Raw genomic sequence first — 15,907 nt, forward strand, 5'->3', positions numbered from 1 at the left:
CCGAAATCCAAACCATTCCCAACAAAAGAATAGAATCTTCATGAGTTCTATCGTATGAAACTTCATTGTTAAAATATTATGCTATATTTATATTTGATGAAGCTAATGCTAACCTCTTAAATGTAAGTAATTTAAGAGCTCACTTTTTCAACGTGCATCTCTAAAAATAATGGAGTATGTTAGATGAGCACTCAGCAATCTATCCGTATTGGACAGTCATCTTCAAAGGATCCACAGGCCGCAGTCAAAGAGTTCCATGCTGCAGTGTATCAACCGAATATGGAACTTGTTCTATTTTTTTGTTCAAGTCACTATGATCTTGATGCCATAGCCAACGAAATAAATTCGCTCTTTCCAAAGCAGAAGGTAATCGGATGTACAACCGCTGGTGAAATTGGGCCCATTGGTTATACAGAGTATACCCTTTCAGGAGTTAGTTTCTCGTCAGATGGTTTTACAGTTGCTGCTGGATATATCAATGATTTAAAAAATATTAATTATGAAAAAGGACACGTTTTCGTTAATAATCTCCTTCAACAACTTGAAGCGCGGGTACCCTCGACTAACTCCGAAAACAGTTTTGCTTTTTTGTTAGTGGATGGATTATCTCTGCGTGAAGAACAAATAACTCATATTTTGCAAGATGCACTAGGAGAAATTGCGCTTTTTGGTGGGTCAGCAGGCGATGATCTACGTTTTAAAAGCACTTGGATATTTGCTGATGGAGCGTTTCATACTGATTCTGTAGCGCTTGTTTTGGTCAATACAATCTATCCTTTCAAGTTATTCAAATCACAACATTTTGTTTGTGGAAACGAAAAGCTGGTTGTGACTCAAGCAGATCCCGAGCGGCGTGTTGTTAATGAAATTAATGGTTATCCGGCCGTGGAAGAGTATGCGCGTATCGTAAACACCCAAGTTGACAAACTTGATCCAATACAGTTTTCTGCTACACCGCTGGTGATACGCATCAATGGAGTTGATTATGTGCGCTCAATTCAAAAGGCTAATCCCGATGGAAGTTTAAAGTTCTATTGTGCAATTGATAACGGTTTAGTTTTTATGGCGGCTCATGGAATTGATCTTATAAAAAATATTGAGCAAACATTCCAAGAAATTCATTCATCTATTGGCAAGCCACAATTGGTTCTAGCTTGTGATTGCATACTTCGCAATCTGGAGATGCAGCGTCAAGGATTGAAAAAAGACGTAGAGAAGATTTTTCAGAACAATCATGTCGTTGGTTTTAGCACTTATGGGGAACAATTTAAGGGGATTCATATAAATCAAACCATTACCGGTCTAGCAATAGGCGCTTTACGGAATAACGATGCCAGAGAAAAAAATGCTTAATAGTAAACAGGAGTTGCAAGCAGAAATCGAACGCCTCAACAAAATTATTAAGGCATTGATTGACAAAGCGGAGCAGGATATGAATGCTCCGAGAACCGATTTTGGAGTATTTCAAAACACCATTATTCTTGAAGATAAGGTAAGGAACCGTACTCAAGCGTTAGAAGAAGCACTCCAAACCAATGCAAAGATAGCGCGTGCTTTACATCAAGCGAAAAAGCAGGTGGAACAAAGTGAGCAGTATTTGCGTGATATAACTTCTGCACTTGGGGAGGGATTATTAGTCATCAATAAAGAGGCTGCGATTGAGTTTATTAATGCGGCTGCTTGCAGTATGTTAGGTTATAATGAAGCTGAAGTGCTTGGTAAAAACGCCCATGTACTCTTTCATCATTCGTACCATACCCATGCTCCTTATCCCATAGAAGATTGTAAAAATTTGGAAGTAATTAAAACAGAGAAACCTTATGTGAGTGATGATGATTATTTTTGGCGTAAAGACGGTACTTGTTTTCCTGTTTCTATAATTACAACCCCAATTAAACTCAAAGAAAATACCAATGGGGTTGTGATCGCATTTCATGATATAACCCAATCGATACAAGAGCGAAATCATTTACGTGAAATGCAGGCAGCGATTGAACAAAGCCCTGTATCAGTACTGATTGTTGATAAAAAAAGAAATATTATTTATGTTAATCCGCAATTGATTAAATTGTCAGGCTATACGAAAGAAGAATTATACGGTCATAAAACAGATATTTTGCATGGTACCTTGACTCCAAGGGACGCAGTCGCTGATTTACGGAAAACGATTCGATCCGGTGCGTCCTGGAATGGTGAACTTCACTATCAGCGAAAGGATGGAAGCGCGCTTTGGCAATCTTGGAGTTTTGCTCCCGTATTTAGTGATCATGGAGAAATCCAACATTATGTGGGCGTAGGAGAAGATATTACTGAAAAAAAGAAACTGCAAGTTTTGCTTCAAGAAATGTCTTATCTGGATGGATTAACTGGGATAGCCAATCGCCGTCGATTCGACGACGTACTTAAACAGGAATGGAAGTGTGCATTACGCAATGCACAACCAATCGCAATGATTATGATGGATATCGATTTCTTTAAACGTTACAACGACAGTCTTGGTCATTTAGCTGGTGATGATGCCCTCAAGCGTGTTGCGCATGCATTAAAAGACAGAGTGAGTCGTAGTACTGATTTACTGGCTCGCTTTGGTGGTGAAGAGTTTACTTGTATTTTGCCAAATACTCCTATTGCAGGTGCACTTAAATTAGCAGAGGAATTGCGCCAAGCTGTTCATGCACTGAAATTGCCGCATCCTGATTCAGAAATTTCTCGTTTTGTAACGATTAGTGTAGGTGTTGCAGAGTGCATCCCACAGAAAGATAGCCCGACTTACTTACTTGGGCTTGCTGATGATGCTTTGTATCGCGCTAAAACGTTGGGACGAAATCGTGTTGAATTTATTGATTCTTAAGAGATATATAGACACGTAGCTTGCGTGAAGGCGAAGCCGTAACCCGGGATCAAAACTATATGTAGACACCGGATCCCGGGTTACGCTATCGCTTCACCCAGGCTACAATGTTTTCTTAAGTTGGCATTCAGGCCTAAATATGCGTTTGCTTATTTGAGTGTAAGTTGTTCGGCAGTTGTAGCCGGATTGTTATTAATACCAGGTTGAAAGAATGAAGGCGCTGCTTTTTTATTTAAATCGTCTAAAAATTCATTCATTAAAGTTAATTGATTTTTAAAATCTTCCTCCAATTGAGGATTCTTTAAGCGCTTTTCTTCAAACATTGTTATTGTGAGTTTAAGTGCCTCAATGGGTGGAAGAGCGCCGTTTTTATCTTGATAAGCGTTCAGTTCAGAAGAGATTTCGCTTTGAATGGCAATAAAGGGTAAGTGATTCTCAATGGCACCATAAAGGTTAAGAGTAAATAATTGTGCTAACTTTTCTTTGAGCGAAAGCTCATCTTTTGCAAACTGGTTGATGAATGCATTTTTAAGCATTATAAAGCCAGTTAATATTTGTCCCATCGAATGTTGTTTGGAGATTAATGGTCTGTGCTTAAATTTTTCCAGATTTTCATTAACATAGGGATAATAATCCGCAGCTTGCCCCCCACGAAATTGCATGACCCCATCACTATACAACCATGTTGTTATTTTATCTTTTTCTAAGGCAGTAGCTTCGACGACCTTATCGATGAAGGCTCGCATTTCTTTTTCATAAACACTAAAAGTAGAGAAATTGGGCATGAATGATCCTTATTCATTAAATTTTAAAAAAAGCAGAGTACATAAAATAGTAACAGGGGTAAAGAGTTATTTTTAGGGTGTGGAACTATTAGACATAATTAGTTCTATTTTGGTAGAGTGCTCTAATCCTGATATTGTTGTAAGAAAACGGAATGTCAATAAAAAACGCGATATTAAAATTGATGGCTTCGGATATAAATGACCTCATAGTCTTATCAAATCGAATTAAGAATCATACAAATTATTCACGTGTTCATTCTATTATCAAGATCATGCGCCAAGTAGTTCTTGAACGAACACAGTTATTAGATAACCCTGTATCGAATCCGGCACGTTCTAAGCAAGTGCTTCAAGATCTTTATCATCAACTGGAAAGGTTGCTTACTGAAAATAACCGATGTACTACTTGGTTTCCAAAAATTATTGATCGCTATTGTTCGAATGATCCCGAGTTAAAACAGAGATTGAATTATTTTATTCAGCGAACTCTTGGTCCAGTCCTAAAATTATCGGAGGGTGTTCAGGGTGATAAAAGATCATTAGTTATTGAGTTTCCAAATCAGGGAATACGTGATGTGTTTTTGAGTCGATACAGAATAAAAGAGGAACAAAAAAGTGAAGAGACGGATTCAATCTCCATCGATGGAAATGCGATTTTTTTCCCCGCTACCCTATCAAAAAATCAGCAATTAGAGGTCACTTTTCCGACAGTTAAAGCAAAGGAGCGTTTGATTCATATGCTAAATTTAGCTAAAGCGAATCTTGTTGCTTCTAATCCCAATGAGTGCACGCTCTATATTCATGATAGACGCATACATGATACCGCTTCACGATTTTATATTGCAGTAGTTTGCCCTTACTTTGCAGAATATTATAAAATTCAATATGCTTCTCATATGCTTGCTCAAGCATATCGTGATGGCAATAGTTTTTTTAGTCCGACTAGATTTCCAACTGAGTTGACGTTAAAAATTGCAGCGGATAGTTCTTCATCCGATGCAATTTCTGAAGATGAGAAAAGACAAATTGCATATGACAATTTTCATCAACTATAAACTAACGTTTAATGTAATAAGTATAGGTTACATCATCATCGGTTTTGGGGGATGACTTTTGCACCTCCGGACTTTCCTTGCGTGTCGGTAGGTCTGAGTCATCCTTAGCAAAGAAAGTACATTTGCTTACATTTTTAAAACCCAAACAATTAGGCTTAGGTCGTTCAGTTTCAGCTCCAGCATCACACGTTTTTGTTTGCACCGTGACGGATTTTTTACCGAACTCACCCAATCCAGTGTAATAGAGTTCTGCTGAGCCGCTATTATCTAAGTTGATTGCATCGGTACAACCGAGCGCCTCAAATAAATCCGCAAACTCTTCAGCGGTGACACCAACATTGCGCTCAGTATTATGAATAACCATCACAACCACAGTATTTCCGTTATTTTTGTATCCAACACCTGTACGTGGCAATCGATTTAAATGATTATTATTTAATTTAGGTGTTCTTAATTGCTCTTTATCTTTGAGAATAATAAATCCAGATACGGCATTTTTATTCTCATAAAAATTAGGATCTTTTTTCAATTCTTTATCAATAAGAGCATGTGCAATGGTCGCCACTTTTTTAGCTGATGTGTCAAAGACAATCGTATCTAACCCAACATTCTCTTGATCAAGCACTTTATGTGTGGATACCAGTTCACCGTTACTTAGTGATAAGCCGATAAGATACGTACGTGCTTGTTGTCTAGGATTGATTTTTACACCTTGGTTTGCAATTCCTGTTGTCCAGACATTAAACCAGTTCGCATTGACTAATAAATCAGGCTTATCACCAGGATGTCCTTTGTCCCAGTTATCACGCCATTCTTTTAATGTGAATAATGGTGCATCAAACTGACCACTTACATAGGGTTGGCCATAGCGATCAGGGAAGTGAGGTCCATTGGGTACAAACGTTTCATATTCAGATAATGGAATTTCCGCATAATAACCCTGAATATGTTCACGGTGCGGATTTTTACTCAAAATTTGATCTAAGTTTGTCAAAGATCTTATGTCTTGTACTTCAGTAGCTTTCGTAATGCGGTTGATTTTTTCATTAACTACATCAGTTTTTGTTTTAGATTGCTTACTAAACACAGATTAACCTCGTTGCGATTTACATGGAAATAAATTTACTGAGGTTCTTATAATAATATTTATTTATTAAGGGATTATTAAAAAAAGGTCTGTTTGTTTACTTTGTTGTCATAAAATGCTGTTTTATTTATCAAATAATTTTTATTTTGCGTGGATTTTTCCAAGGAGCCTCTATTGACGGTAGAGTCGAATCAGTAGAATCCTTAAAAAGAAGGGCTATAAAACCTGTAATTAGAAGGTTTTTTTTCAACTTGCTGTGTTAATTCACTGATTTTTTGTTGCAGCTCGCTAATTATTTGTTGCTGCTTGTCGATAATAATCTTTTGCTTTTCTTCTCTTGCTAGTGTTCTTTTATACTGGATGTAGAGCAAATAAAGGGTCAGCATTTGTTTTGAAGAGGCACTTTCCACTTTTTTTTGTTTTTCTTGGTGTTGCGTTGATAATGAGTTCAATTTCTCTTCTTGTTCTGAATTTGTTTTTTTATATTCAGCAATTTGAGCAAATAACTCAGGTACTAAACGAGTAAGCTGATGCTCCATGCAAATTTGTTCTGCAATGGCTTTAAGGTCATCATTTGAAGAATACGTAGTGATACCGAATCGTTTGAAAACTCCTTCTTTTAAAATATCTCCTGAATTACATAGTCCGTCTTCAAAAAAACCTTCACTTTTTAGACCAATGAGGGCAATGGGAACCGCTGGAGTATCTTCGGATTTACTGTAAGTTACCTTATATTTTTTTGATTTTGGGGTATCCAAAATTAGTTTAAGATCAATAAATAATTGAGCGATTTGATTTTTGTATTCTTCTAATTTTGTAGCTTCAAGTGAACTTGTTTTGTCCAGTAACGCTTTGAGAGAGGTTACTTCATGCAAAATATAATATAAGAAAGGCCTTCGGCCACTATCGGTACATTGTTTAATGAGATTACTTAGTCGTATTTTAAAATGAACTACTGGGTTTTGGATTATTTCTTTAGCACAAGTCAGATATTTTTCTTTAGATTGCTCTTCATCCATTTCCGCAACTAATTTGTTTACTTTGGGTTGGCTGTCGTGATAACGAATGATCACTGCAGTTAAGGAATAGAGTAATTCTTCTAGTCTTGTCATGTAAAATTCCTTTTAAGTTATCAGGGCCTGTTTATATTTCTACTATCTTGGCCAAAATGGCTTGGTTTTCTGTGCTCCGATGCTCACATACCCTATGTATGCTGTGCTTCGGTGCTCGAAAATCAAGCCATTTTGGCTGAAGCTAGCGAAATGTAAACAGACCCTAGTCTAATTGTGGAACTACATACCAACTTGATATTTTACTATATTGAATGTTTTGCTGGAGTGCAAGGTCTAGCTCATTTTTAAATTTGTGACTATATTTGTTTATGCCGCTTCAATAAAGGATTAAAAATGAAAATAGCCGTAATTGAACCCATAGGCATTCCCAGCAAGGAAATTCAGTCTGCATTATCCAATTACACGGTGACGGAATACGACAGTCGTAATTGGTCTGATGAGCAATTAATCGAGCATGTAAAAGACGCTAATATTATTGCACTTACAAATCGCCATTTATCTGCTGAGGTGATTCAGGCAGCAACTGAATTAAAGTTTATTGCGGTCGCATTTGCCGGAATCGATCATATCGATATGGATGCTGTAAAACAAAGACAAATTCCAGTGAAGAATGCTGCGGGGTATGCCAATACAGCTGTGGCTGAACTGGTATTTGGGCTTATGATCTCTTTAGCGCGTAATATCCCTGGTAATAATCAAAACATTAGGCAAAAAGCAGTAACGAATACTGGGATTGAATTAAAAAATAAGACATTAGGTATTGTCGGTTTTGGGGCAATTGGGGCGGAGGTTAAAAGAATTGCTAGTGCATTTCAAATGGAAACGCTAATTTATGACAGAAGTACCCAATTAACATTAGACGATTTATTTGCTCAAGCTGATTTTGTTACCTTGCATGTTCCACTCACTAACGAAACCCGCGGAATGGTGAACTTAAAGCTGCTCTCTAGAATGAAAAAATCGGCCTATTTAATCAATTGTGCCAGAGGACCTATTGTAAAGAGTGATGATCTAAAACATGCATTAGAGCAACATGTGATAGCTGGTGCTGCATTAGATGTATTTGATATCGAACCTCCATTGCCAATCAATTACGATCTATTTGAGGCGCCTAATCTTATTGCAACACCGCACATTGGATTTAATACTATGGAAGCACTTAGAACGAAAGGCGAATTAACGATAAAAAATATTAAAGAGTTTTTAAATACCTAGCTTAAGGATCTACGTGAACGTATGCGTGCCCGGACAATAAGATCTGCTTTTTTCGGACACGCTCACGCATACGTTCACGTAATAAGTGCAAATATCAAGGCTCCTTTCTATTTTAATCCATCATAAATCGCACGTAATAATGATTGAGGCTCTTCAAATGCTAAATCCTGTTGCAAGCTCCAGAAGGATACCCCTCCGAGTTGTATGTGTTTTTTTTCTTTATTGCCAATCGCATTTCTCCCTTTAATATAAGCCATTTTACGTGCAATCGATTGTGGGCTGTCACAACTCATGAAACGATACCTCGTGGTATTTTCGATGGGTATAAGACCATAATAATTGATGGAGTCTGGAGTAGAACTGGTTTGATGTTGGTAAGAAAATAATGCTTTTCCATAATCGTTCCATGCATCAACATAACTTACTTGTGAATTAATATTTGGATCAATCACCGATACATGTAAGCCAGGGTTTTTTGACTGAATATCAATTGATTTCGCATCCACATAATAAGAATGGCAATAAAATGGTACGCCAAGAAGAATTTTTTCAGCAGTTAAGCCTTGCTGATAATAATGGGACACTGCCATGTCACCTGAGGCTTTTGGATAGGGGTAATTATTGTCATCTGGACGGTCGTTTTCATATAGGGCGGCGCCATGTTCCGTTCTCATGCCAAAGGTGCCGTAATGATCATATGCCATAATGGTTGTCCAATCTACGGCCGAATTCCATAATTGTGCATCTGGATATTTTTCCCAATACCAACTCGTTGCGGGTACGGCATTACTCACACAATATCCTGATGGGCCAATTTCTGCTTTAAATTCGCGTATCAATGCAGCAATATTTCTTATTTCTTCTTCAGACGCCAGTAACTCATTTTCCCAGTCAATATCGAGCCCATCCAATTGGTTTTCTTGAAGTAAGGATTTTGTTGCCTCGATAAAAGCAGCGCGCTGTTTTGGATCGTTAACAAACTTACTGAATCCTTCGCGGTCTCCCCAGCCACCAACAGCAATTACAACGGGCAAATCAGCTCTTAGCTGTTTTAATGTTTGGATATTTTTTATATCGTTTATTGTTAGTTTGGGGACAATGTTACCCTGGGAGTCTGGTTCAAGTCGTACGAAAGCATAATTAACCACATCAACTGCATTCAATTGTGCCTTGAGCTTTGTTACATCTTCTTGTTCAATATCCCATTGGGAGTCTGCCCCTAAATAGGCAACTATTTTCTTAGTTTTAGTTGCCGCTTTGGAACAAAAGGGTTCCCAGGCATGAGCGCTTAAGGTGGTCAATCCTAACAAAATGAGGAGTGCATATTTTTTCATAATTTATCCGCTTATTTTCAAAAGCCTTTGATGGTCAACGCCGATGATTCGTACCTATCATTGTACTCAATGTAAGCAATTAATCGGATCTGTTATTTCTGACAGGGGCTAGTACCGTAATTGTTATTGAACTATACTTTTTGTATGGAATCTAGGCAAAAAAAGTGGACAATGAAGAGCAAATTTGAAGAATCGCAACGCTTAATGAAAAGCGTACATAATAATTTTTCAGCTTGGCAGAAAATGGAGATGCCTCCTCAACTTCGCGAGGAACACCAAACTGTTACAAAGGCTACCCGCCAACGTGTAGAGGAATTGGAAAAAAGCCTTGCAGATGCTGCTCCTCCTGATCCCGAAGGCCGTATTGATAAGGTTTATGAATCGCTTCTAGAATTGAATAAAAGTACTACTGCAGCGCAACTGTTGAGTCAATCTGTAATGATGACTTATGACCAAAGCAAAAAAGAAGGCAGTCAAAAAGCACTGCAAGAAATGGGTACGGATGCGTTGAGAGTTGCATGGAATTTGGCTACTGGTTTAATTCGTGAAGATTCCAAATCGTTAACAGAAAAAATGATGGGTTTTGCTAAGGCATGCGTCTATGGAACGATAGGAATGTGTCAAGGAGCGCTGCAAGGATATGATAAAGGCAGTGGTTTTTTTAACACAGTGAAGAATATGGTTGTAGGGGGCTTCGAACAAGGGATGTCTGGCTATAACAAATCACTTGCTTTAAGCATAATGAGTGATGAGGAACGAGCTAAACGGATTATTGCGGATCTTAAAGCAGAACATGAAAAGGTATTGAGCGATCCGGATACCAGTGATCCCATAAAACAAGCACGCAAACAGGTTATCGAGGAGGAAGACAAATACTTGAAAGAATTGGAACAACGATTAGAAAAAAGTTCGACTCCCAAAGAGCGCTCCAATGCAATTCGCTCCTTAGAACTATTACAATTAAGCAATGCCGCCACCTCGTTGCAAAATTCTGGACTGTCATTCATACATCGAGTTGCTCTTGGGGAAGATAAAAATGTAAATCCTAAAGCACTAGCGGACATAGGCAAGAATATTGTAAATATCACCAAAAATGTGAATCAAATACTGGATGATCCCTCTCAAAAATGGCCATCGAAATTATGGACCATGACAAAAGCTTATGCTAGCGCGGCACAAGAAGGAGTCAAATCGTTTGTGCATGGATTTGAAGGAGCCAATTGGAAAGAAAAAGCTTTAAATGGCATTGTAAGCGCATTTTCTGGTTTTACAAGTAAGTTTGCTCAATCCCTTGAGCAAAGTAAAGTCCAAGAAAGCTCTGAACCTACTTTGAGTGCTCCTCCTTCAACACATAAAATAGGTCATACTTTACAAAAACTTCCAAGCGTTGCGTCCAAACCCTCTTCAACTGTTAAAAAAGATGAAGAAGAAGGTTATGAATTGACGGATATGAGCCAATCTAAAAAATCCACAATCTAAGAAACGTTTGCTCCATTTAGAGATGTTCATTATTTATCTCTCATCCGCCCTACGGGCACCTTCTCCCTACAAGGGAGAAGGGAAATCTCATATTAGGTAGATAGGAAGATCCCCTCTCCCACTAGTGGGAGAGGGGTAGGGGTGAGGGCTCTCTACCCAATGATTGAATTTTCCACCTTGTTGTAATAGCTTAAGTAGTTCATCTTTCACGATTTCTAAATGTCCTTAATTAGATGTTACAAAAAACCACTTTTATTATCCTTCTCTTCACGGGTACTTTATCTCTTGCGGAATCGGTTGCAAGTACGAGTGTTTACCCCTGCGCGAATGGAACCATCCTCACTTATTTTAAACGCCCAACGATTATTACCAGTGCATGTCCTGTGCCCTATGGTCAATTTACATTTGAAGGTGGCATACAATACAACGAGTTTATTAACAGAGGCGAACAATGGACATTTCCTCAGTCAAAAACCCGGATTGGTTTACCATGGCTCAGCGAATTAGCCATTCTTTTCCCCAGTGAACGAATCAATCATCAAGTGAACATTTCAGGGCTTTCCACGACGCAATTGGCATTAAAACATGATATTGCCTATAACAAAAATTGGAATGTCGCAGGAAGAGTAGTGTACATTCCTGCATCAGGGAGCAAAGATTATGGCACTGCACGTGATGGATATTCACTCAATGGCATTTTAGCGTATAAAACCAAAGTGTTTAATATTTCTGCTATGGCTTCCATATCCTCTTTTAGCACACCCAGTGCAGCTGGAGGCTTACGTTATAACGCGTTCAGCCCTGATGTATGCATTACTTGGTATACTAGAAATTGGTTGCACGTTTATTTTGAGGTATTTGGTCAAACGCGCACGGCACCGGATCAGGGGGCAGGATACAATTTAGATACAGGATTCATTTTTCTAGTGACCAGGGATTTTGCAATCGATATGGAAATAGGGAAAAGACTCAGCGGCCAACTTGGAAATTTTAAAACCTACTATGGAGGCGGAGTGAGCTTTATGTTTTAAAAAATTTTGCCAAAATAATCATACTGTTTACCATGATGGTTATTTACTGCAGAGCACGCATAATCAAACAACATGACAAACATGGACTTTCACTATCAGTTACAGGAGCAATGATGTCATCTGAATTAATCGATACAAATCGTCGAAATTTTCTTAAAAATGCAGCCGTTGTTGTTGGCGGTACTCTTATTGCTGGTTCTGTGCTTGCTAAACCGATATTGGGCTTAGAAAAAAAAGGGGAAGAAGTATCTCCTGATGAGGACTTAATGCGGGAACATGGCGTTTTACGCCGCATCATCCTTATTTATCGAGAAGCCATTTCCCGAATTGAAAAGAGGGGGGATTTGAATCCAGTACTCATTAATAGGTCCGCAATGATTATTCGCCAATTTATTGAAGAGTATCATGAAAAACTGGAAGAGAATTTTTTATTCCCTCGTTTTGAAAAAGCAGGTCAGTTGGTTGATTTAGTGGCTACCCTGAGAACACAACATCAAGCTGGCAGGAAATTAACGGATTCTATTTTAGAGATGACTCGGGCAAAAAGATTCAAACCGCACGATAAAAAGTTCATTGAAGTTTTATATCAATTTATGAACATGTATGAGCCTCATGCTGCCCGCGAAGATACCGTTCTTTTTCCTGCTTTTAAGACCATTGTCTCTGATAATGAATACAAAGAATTAGGCGAACAATTTGAAGATGAAGAGCATAAACGATTTGGAAAAGCGGGATTTGAAGGAGTTGTTTCGCAAGTTGCAGAAATAGAAAAGGAATTAAATATTTATGATCTTGCAAAATTTACGCCTAAATAAGAAAAAATCGTAGCCTGGGTGAAGGCTCAGCCGTAACCCAGGGGTATCGAGCCATGATTCAAGCCTCGATCCCGGATTACACGTCACATATCAATTTCTTTTCACAACAACCATTTTTTCTTTGGACATATCCTTCATAGTCCAAGGTATTCCGCCAACGCCATAACCTGACTGCTTTAATCCAGCAAAAGGCATCCAATCGGTACGGAAGGCTGTATGATCATTAATGAGGACTGTAGAGGCCTCAAGACATTCTGCTGCTTTCAATGCGGGTGTTAAATCTTCTGAAAATACGCTGGCTTGAAAGGCAAAGGGTAAGGAGTTTGCGATATGAATGGCTTGCTCAATCTGTTTATATTCATAAACACAGGTGACTGGACCAAAAATTTCTAATTGTGATACTTTGGTATCAGCGGGTGGATTGAGCAGTACTGCGGGAATTAACGTCGTTTCAGAAAGACGCCCGCCACCAAACAGTTTTGCTCCTTTTGCTACGGCTTCATCAATCCATGAGACGACGCGTTCTGTTTCACGAGGGAGAATCAAAGGCCCTACCTCGGTTTCTTTTAAAAGTGGATCACCCACGCGCAGTGCTTTGACGCGATCCACGAACTCATCTATGAAGGAAGAGATAATTTCTTGATGCACAAAAATCCGTTGTACGGAAACACACACTTGTCCCGCATGATAATAGCCACCTTTAGTAAGGGCTTGTGTGGTTTTAGTTAAATTGGCACTGCGATCGACAATTACTGGGGCTGCACCTCCATGCTCCAGGGCACAACGAGTTCCTGGTGCAAGTTTGCTTCGTAAGTACCAGCCTACTTTAGCTGAGCCAATAAAACTTAAAAAAGCGACCCGTTCATCAGTTACCAGCTGCTCAGCCAAGGAATTATCCTCGGTAATGAAGGTTTGACACCACGCTTCAGCAAGGCCGGCCTGCCGTAGTAACTTAATCAGTTCCAGACAACATAAGGGAGTTGTTGTTGCGGGCTTAATAATGACTGGACAACCCACCGCGATTGCTGGCGCTACTTGGTGAACAATGAGATTCAGTGGATGATTAAATGCAGAAATAGCCGCGACAACACCAATAGGTTCTTTAATCGTAAATGCCCAGCGGTTCTCGCTTGCAGGAGTAAGGCCCATAGGAATTTCTTTGCCTGCAAAATGTCGCAGTTCTTCTGCCGCATCGTTTAATCCATCGATAGCTCGGGTTACTTCAATTGCTGCATCAGTAAACGGTTTTCCTCCTTCTTGCGCAATCAGTTTCGCGAAGCGGTCTTGATCGGCGGCTAATAATTGAGCGGCACGTTTCAGGATGGTCATGCGTTCATGAGGTTGCAACCAGCCAGCGCGATTTTTTAGGGCAGATGCAGCGGTGCCCAGCTTTGTTGCCAGTGCTTGTGCATCATCCGCTGGAATTTCTTTGATTAATGCTCGATCAAAGGCTCGTACCACGTGCAGTGTTTTTTTCATTTTTTTCCCTTTTTCTCTGGGGGCAGACGTTTTTGTAATTCATCCACCAGCACGCGTTTATTTTCTGAATAATCAATTGGAAAAATTACAAGATGTATCCCTCCAGCATTGAACGCGTTCTCAAGAATGGATTGGAACTCTTTAATGTGTTTAACACGTGTGCCTTTCGCCCCATAAGCTTCCGCATATTTGATTAAATCAGGATTGGTGAATGTCATTCCGAAGTCGGGGAAGTGATCTACTGCTTGTTTCCAACGGATCATGCCAAATGCGTTATCTTCAATGATCAGTACTACCAGATTTAATTTAAGACGGGAGGCAGTTTCTAACTCTTGGCTATTCATCATAAAACCACCATCACCACAAATTGCCATCACACGACGATCAGGATATAAGAGTGAGGCCATGATTGCTGATGGAAGGCCAGCTCCCATAGTCGCGAGTGCATTATCAAGAAGAATGGTATTGGCCACTTGTGTTCGATAATTGCGCGCAAACCAGATTTTATACATGCCATTATCTAATGCGAGAATCCCATCGCGCGGCATCACTTGCCGAACATCATAGACTAAGCGCTGGGGCGTAAAACGATCTTCAGTAGCGCGCGCACTAATTTTGTTTAAAATACCTTCGCGTAAATGAAGAAGCGCATCCGCATGAGGAAGCTTACCCTCGAGTTTATCTGCAAGTAATTTTAATGAAGGACCCATATCGCCAATAACCTCTGCCTGGGGAAAATAAATTTGTTCCACAGTGGCCGATTTGTAACCGACATGAATGACTTTAAGATGAGGTCCCATGATAAACGGTGGCTTTTCTACAGTACTATGACCAATAGTGATAATAAGATCAGCTTCTTCTATCGCTTCATGTACATAATCGCGCTCTGAAAGGGCTGCTGTACCCATATAAAGTTCTGTTGCTCCAGAAACAGTCCCTTTTCCCATTTGGGTGGTGAAATAAGGAATTTTTGTTCGCGTAATAAATTGCGCAAGTGCATTTGTTGCTCTTGGACGTGAAGCGGCTGCGCCGAGCATTACAAGCGGACGCTCCGCCTCCATAATCATTTTAGCAGCGCGATCTAAAGCTTCCTCACACGCTATAGGATATTCGACAGGATGCGGTGGGATGACTTCAACCTTTTTACTTTTCTCTGCAGCAATATCTTCAGGAAGTTCTAAATGAACCGGGCCAGGGGTTTCTTCTTGGGCGAGATGGAATGCTTCTCGCACTATAGTTGGGATCATTGACGGGGATACAATTTGTCGTGACATTTTGGTTAAGGGTTGCATTGTTGCCACAGTATCTACCATTTGAAACCGTGCTTGACGCGAGGATAAAACACCTTTTTGTCCGGTAATCATGATCATCGGCATGTGTCCAAGAAGAGCATATGCAGCTCCAGTAGTGAGATTCAATGCACCGGGTCCTAGTGTGGTGATACAAACGCCGGGTTTACCGGTTAGTCGTCCATAAGTTGCTGCCATAAATGCGGCGGCTTGTTCGTGGCGGGTTATTACGAGTTCGATAGACGAGTTACGAAGAGCTTCTACAACATCAAGATTTTCTTCACCAGGAATACCAAAAATGTGTTTTACACCTTCGTTTTCCAGGGCTTCAACTAAGAGTTCGGCGCCTTTGATCATGTTATCCCTCATGTTTTCAAAATAGTCCTTCCCCTTATTATAACCTAAACTCACTTA

Annotated in this window: 13 protein-coding genes; 7 read left to right on the forward strand and 6 right to left on the reverse strand. The window is 39.5% G+C overall.

Going from position 1 to position 15,907, the window contains the following annotated elements; translation table 11 throughout:
* Positions 1 to 183 precede the first annotated feature (183 nt).
* Entirely contained in the window at positions 184 to 1,353 is a 1,170-nt protein-coding gene (gene nosP, locus Lstg_RS13710; RefSeq protein ID WP_058478241.1) for a nitric oxide-sensing protein NosP, read from the forward strand.
* Complete coding sequence (locus tag Lstg_RS13715) at positions 1,331 to 2,851, forward strand: sensor domain-containing diguanylate cyclase (protein ID WP_058478242.1); 1,521 nt, start codon at positions 1,331 to 1,333, stop codon at positions 2,849 to 2,851. The genes nosP and Lstg_RS13715 overlap by 23 nt, the downstream gene beginning before the upstream one ends.
* A gap of 149 nt (positions 2,852 to 3,000) precedes the next feature.
* Here the strand turns inward: Lstg_RS13715 and Lstg_RS13720 are convergent, their stop codons facing one another.
* On the reverse strand, positions 3,001 to 3,636 hold the full coding sequence (locus Lstg_RS13720) for a hypothetical protein (RefSeq protein WP_058478243.1): 636 nt from the start codon (positions 3,634 to 3,636) through the stop codon (positions 3,001 to 3,003).
* A gap of 152 nt (positions 3,637 to 3,788) precedes the next feature.
* Between Lstg_RS13720 and Lstg_RS13725 the strand changes: the two genes are divergently transcribed.
* Entirely contained in the window at positions 3,789 to 4,691 is a 903-nt protein-coding gene (locus tag Lstg_RS13725) for a hypothetical protein (RefSeq protein ID WP_058478244.1), read from the forward strand.
* Between the two features lies 1 nt (position 4,692).
* On the opposite strand, the gene Lstg_RS13730 is transcribed toward Lstg_RS13725, so the two are convergent.
* Both Lstg_RS13730 and Lstg_RS13735 read right to left on the reverse strand, forming a co-directional pair.
* On the reverse strand, positions 4,693 to 5,778 hold the full coding sequence (locus tag Lstg_RS13730) for a phosphodiester glycosidase family protein (RefSeq protein WP_058478245.1): 1,086 nt from the start codon (positions 5,776 to 5,778) through the stop codon (positions 4,693 to 4,695).
* Between the two features lie 203 nt (positions 5,779 to 5,981).
* Positions 5,982 to 6,890 carry a hypothetical protein gene (locus Lstg_RS13735; protein WP_058478246.1) on the reverse strand — a complete coding sequence of 303 codons (909 nt, stop codon included), beginning with the start codon at positions 6,888 to 6,890 and terminating at the stop codon, positions 5,982 to 5,984.
* Positions 6,891 to 7,184: 294 nt separating this feature from the next.
* Between Lstg_RS13735 and Lstg_RS13740 the strand changes: the two genes are divergently transcribed.
* Entirely contained in the window at positions 7,185 to 8,066 is an 882-nt protein-coding gene (locus Lstg_RS13740) for an NAD(P)-dependent oxidoreductase (RefSeq protein ID WP_058478247.1), read from the forward strand.
* A gap of 107 nt (positions 8,067 to 8,173) precedes the next feature.
* Here Lstg_RS13740 and Lstg_RS13745 read toward each other — a convergent pair whose 3' ends face one another.
* Positions 8,174 to 9,400: a glycosyl hydrolase family 18 protein gene (locus tag Lstg_RS13745; RefSeq protein ID WP_058478248.1), complete on the reverse strand. Its 1,227-nt coding sequence runs from the start codon at positions 9,398 to 9,400 to the stop codon at positions 8,174 to 8,176.
* Between the two features lie 171 nt (positions 9,401 to 9,571).
* On the opposite strand from Lstg_RS13745, the gene Lstg_RS13750 reads away from it, so the two are divergent.
* The 3 genes from Lstg_RS13750 (at position 9,572) to Lstg_RS13760 (ending at position 12,725) form a co-directional block, all read left to right on the forward strand.
* The gene (locus Lstg_RS13750; RefSeq protein ID WP_058478249.1) at positions 9,572 to 10,879 is read left to right on the forward strand and encodes a hypothetical protein; all 1,308 of its coding nucleotides are present in this window, start codon (positions 9,572 to 9,574) and stop codon (positions 10,877 to 10,879) included.
* Positions 10,880 to 11,112: 233 nt separating this feature from the next.
* Positions 11,113 to 11,910, forward strand: a complete 798-nt coding sequence (locus tag Lstg_RS13755; RefSeq protein WP_058478250.1) for a transporter — start codon at positions 11,113 to 11,115, stop codon at positions 11,908 to 11,910.
* 110 nt (positions 11,911 to 12,020) lie between these two features.
* Positions 12,021 to 12,725, forward strand: a complete 705-nt coding sequence (locus Lstg_RS13760; protein WP_238585440.1) for a hemerythrin domain-containing protein — start codon at positions 12,021 to 12,023, stop codon at positions 12,723 to 12,725.
* Positions 12,726 to 12,815: 90 nt separating this feature from the next.
* Here the strand turns inward: Lstg_RS13760 and Lstg_RS13765 are convergent, their stop codons facing one another.
* On the reverse strand, positions 12,816 to 14,204 hold the full coding sequence (locus Lstg_RS13765) for an aldehyde dehydrogenase family protein (RefSeq protein ID WP_058478252.1): 1,389 nt from the start codon (positions 14,202 to 14,204) through the stop codon (positions 12,816 to 12,818).
* A complete protein-coding gene (locus Lstg_RS13770) occupies positions 14,201 to 15,850 on the reverse strand; it encodes an acetolactate synthase large subunit (RefSeq protein WP_058478253.1) in 1,650 nt (549 codons plus the stop codon). Before Lstg_RS13770 ends, Lstg_RS13765 begins: the two co-directional genes overlap by 4 nt.
* Between the last annotated feature and the right edge of the window lie 57 nt (positions 15,851 to 15,907).

The organism is Legionella steigerwaltii, assembly GCF_001468065.1.
GTDB lineage: Bacteria > Pseudomonadota > Gammaproteobacteria > Legionellales > Legionellaceae > Legionella > Legionella steigerwaltii.

Coding starts and splice junctions, on each gene's coding strand:
- Lstg_RS13755 (WP_058478250.1), top strand. CDS start 11,113: ATGTTACAAAAAACCACTTTTATTATCCTTCTCTTCACGGGTACTTTA.
- Lstg_RS13720 (WP_058478243.1), bottom strand. CDS start 3,636: ATGCCCAATTTCTCTACTTTTAGTGTTTATGAAAAAGAAATGCGAGCC.
- Lstg_RS13760 (WP_238585440.1), top strand. CDS start 12,021: ATGATGTCATCTGAATTAATCGATACAAATCGTCGAAATTTTCTTAAA.
- Lstg_RS13725 (WP_058478244.1), top strand. CDS start 3,789: ATGTCAATAAAAAACGCGATATTAAAATTGATGGCTTCGGATATAAAT.
- nosP (WP_058478241.1), top strand. CDS start 184: ATGAGCACTCAGCAATCTATCCGTATTGGACAGTCATCTTCAAAGGAT.
- Lstg_RS13740 (WP_058478247.1), top strand. CDS start 7,185: ATGAAAATAGCCGTAATTGAACCCATAGGCATTCCCAGCAAGGAAATT.
- Lstg_RS13750 (WP_058478249.1), top strand. CDS start 9,572: ATGAAGAGCAAATTTGAAGAATCGCAACGCTTAATGAAAAGCGTACAT.
- Lstg_RS13765 (WP_058478252.1), bottom strand. CDS start 14,204: ATGAAAAAAACACTGCACGTGGTACGAGCCTTTGATCGAGCATTAATC.
- Lstg_RS13770 (WP_058478253.1), bottom strand. CDS start 15,850: ATGATCAAAGGCGCCGAACTCTTAGTTGAAGCCCTGGAAAACGAAGGT.
- Lstg_RS13715 (WP_058478242.1), top strand. CDS start 1,331: ATGCCAGAGAAAAAAATGCTTAATAGTAAACAGGAGTTGCAAGCAGAA.
- Lstg_RS13745 (WP_058478248.1), bottom strand. CDS start 9,400: ATGAAAAAATATGCACTCCTCATTTTGTTAGGATTGACCACCTTAAGC.
- Lstg_RS13735 (WP_058478246.1), bottom strand. CDS start 6,890: ATGACAAGACTAGAAGAATTACTCTATTCCTTAACTGCAGTGATCATT.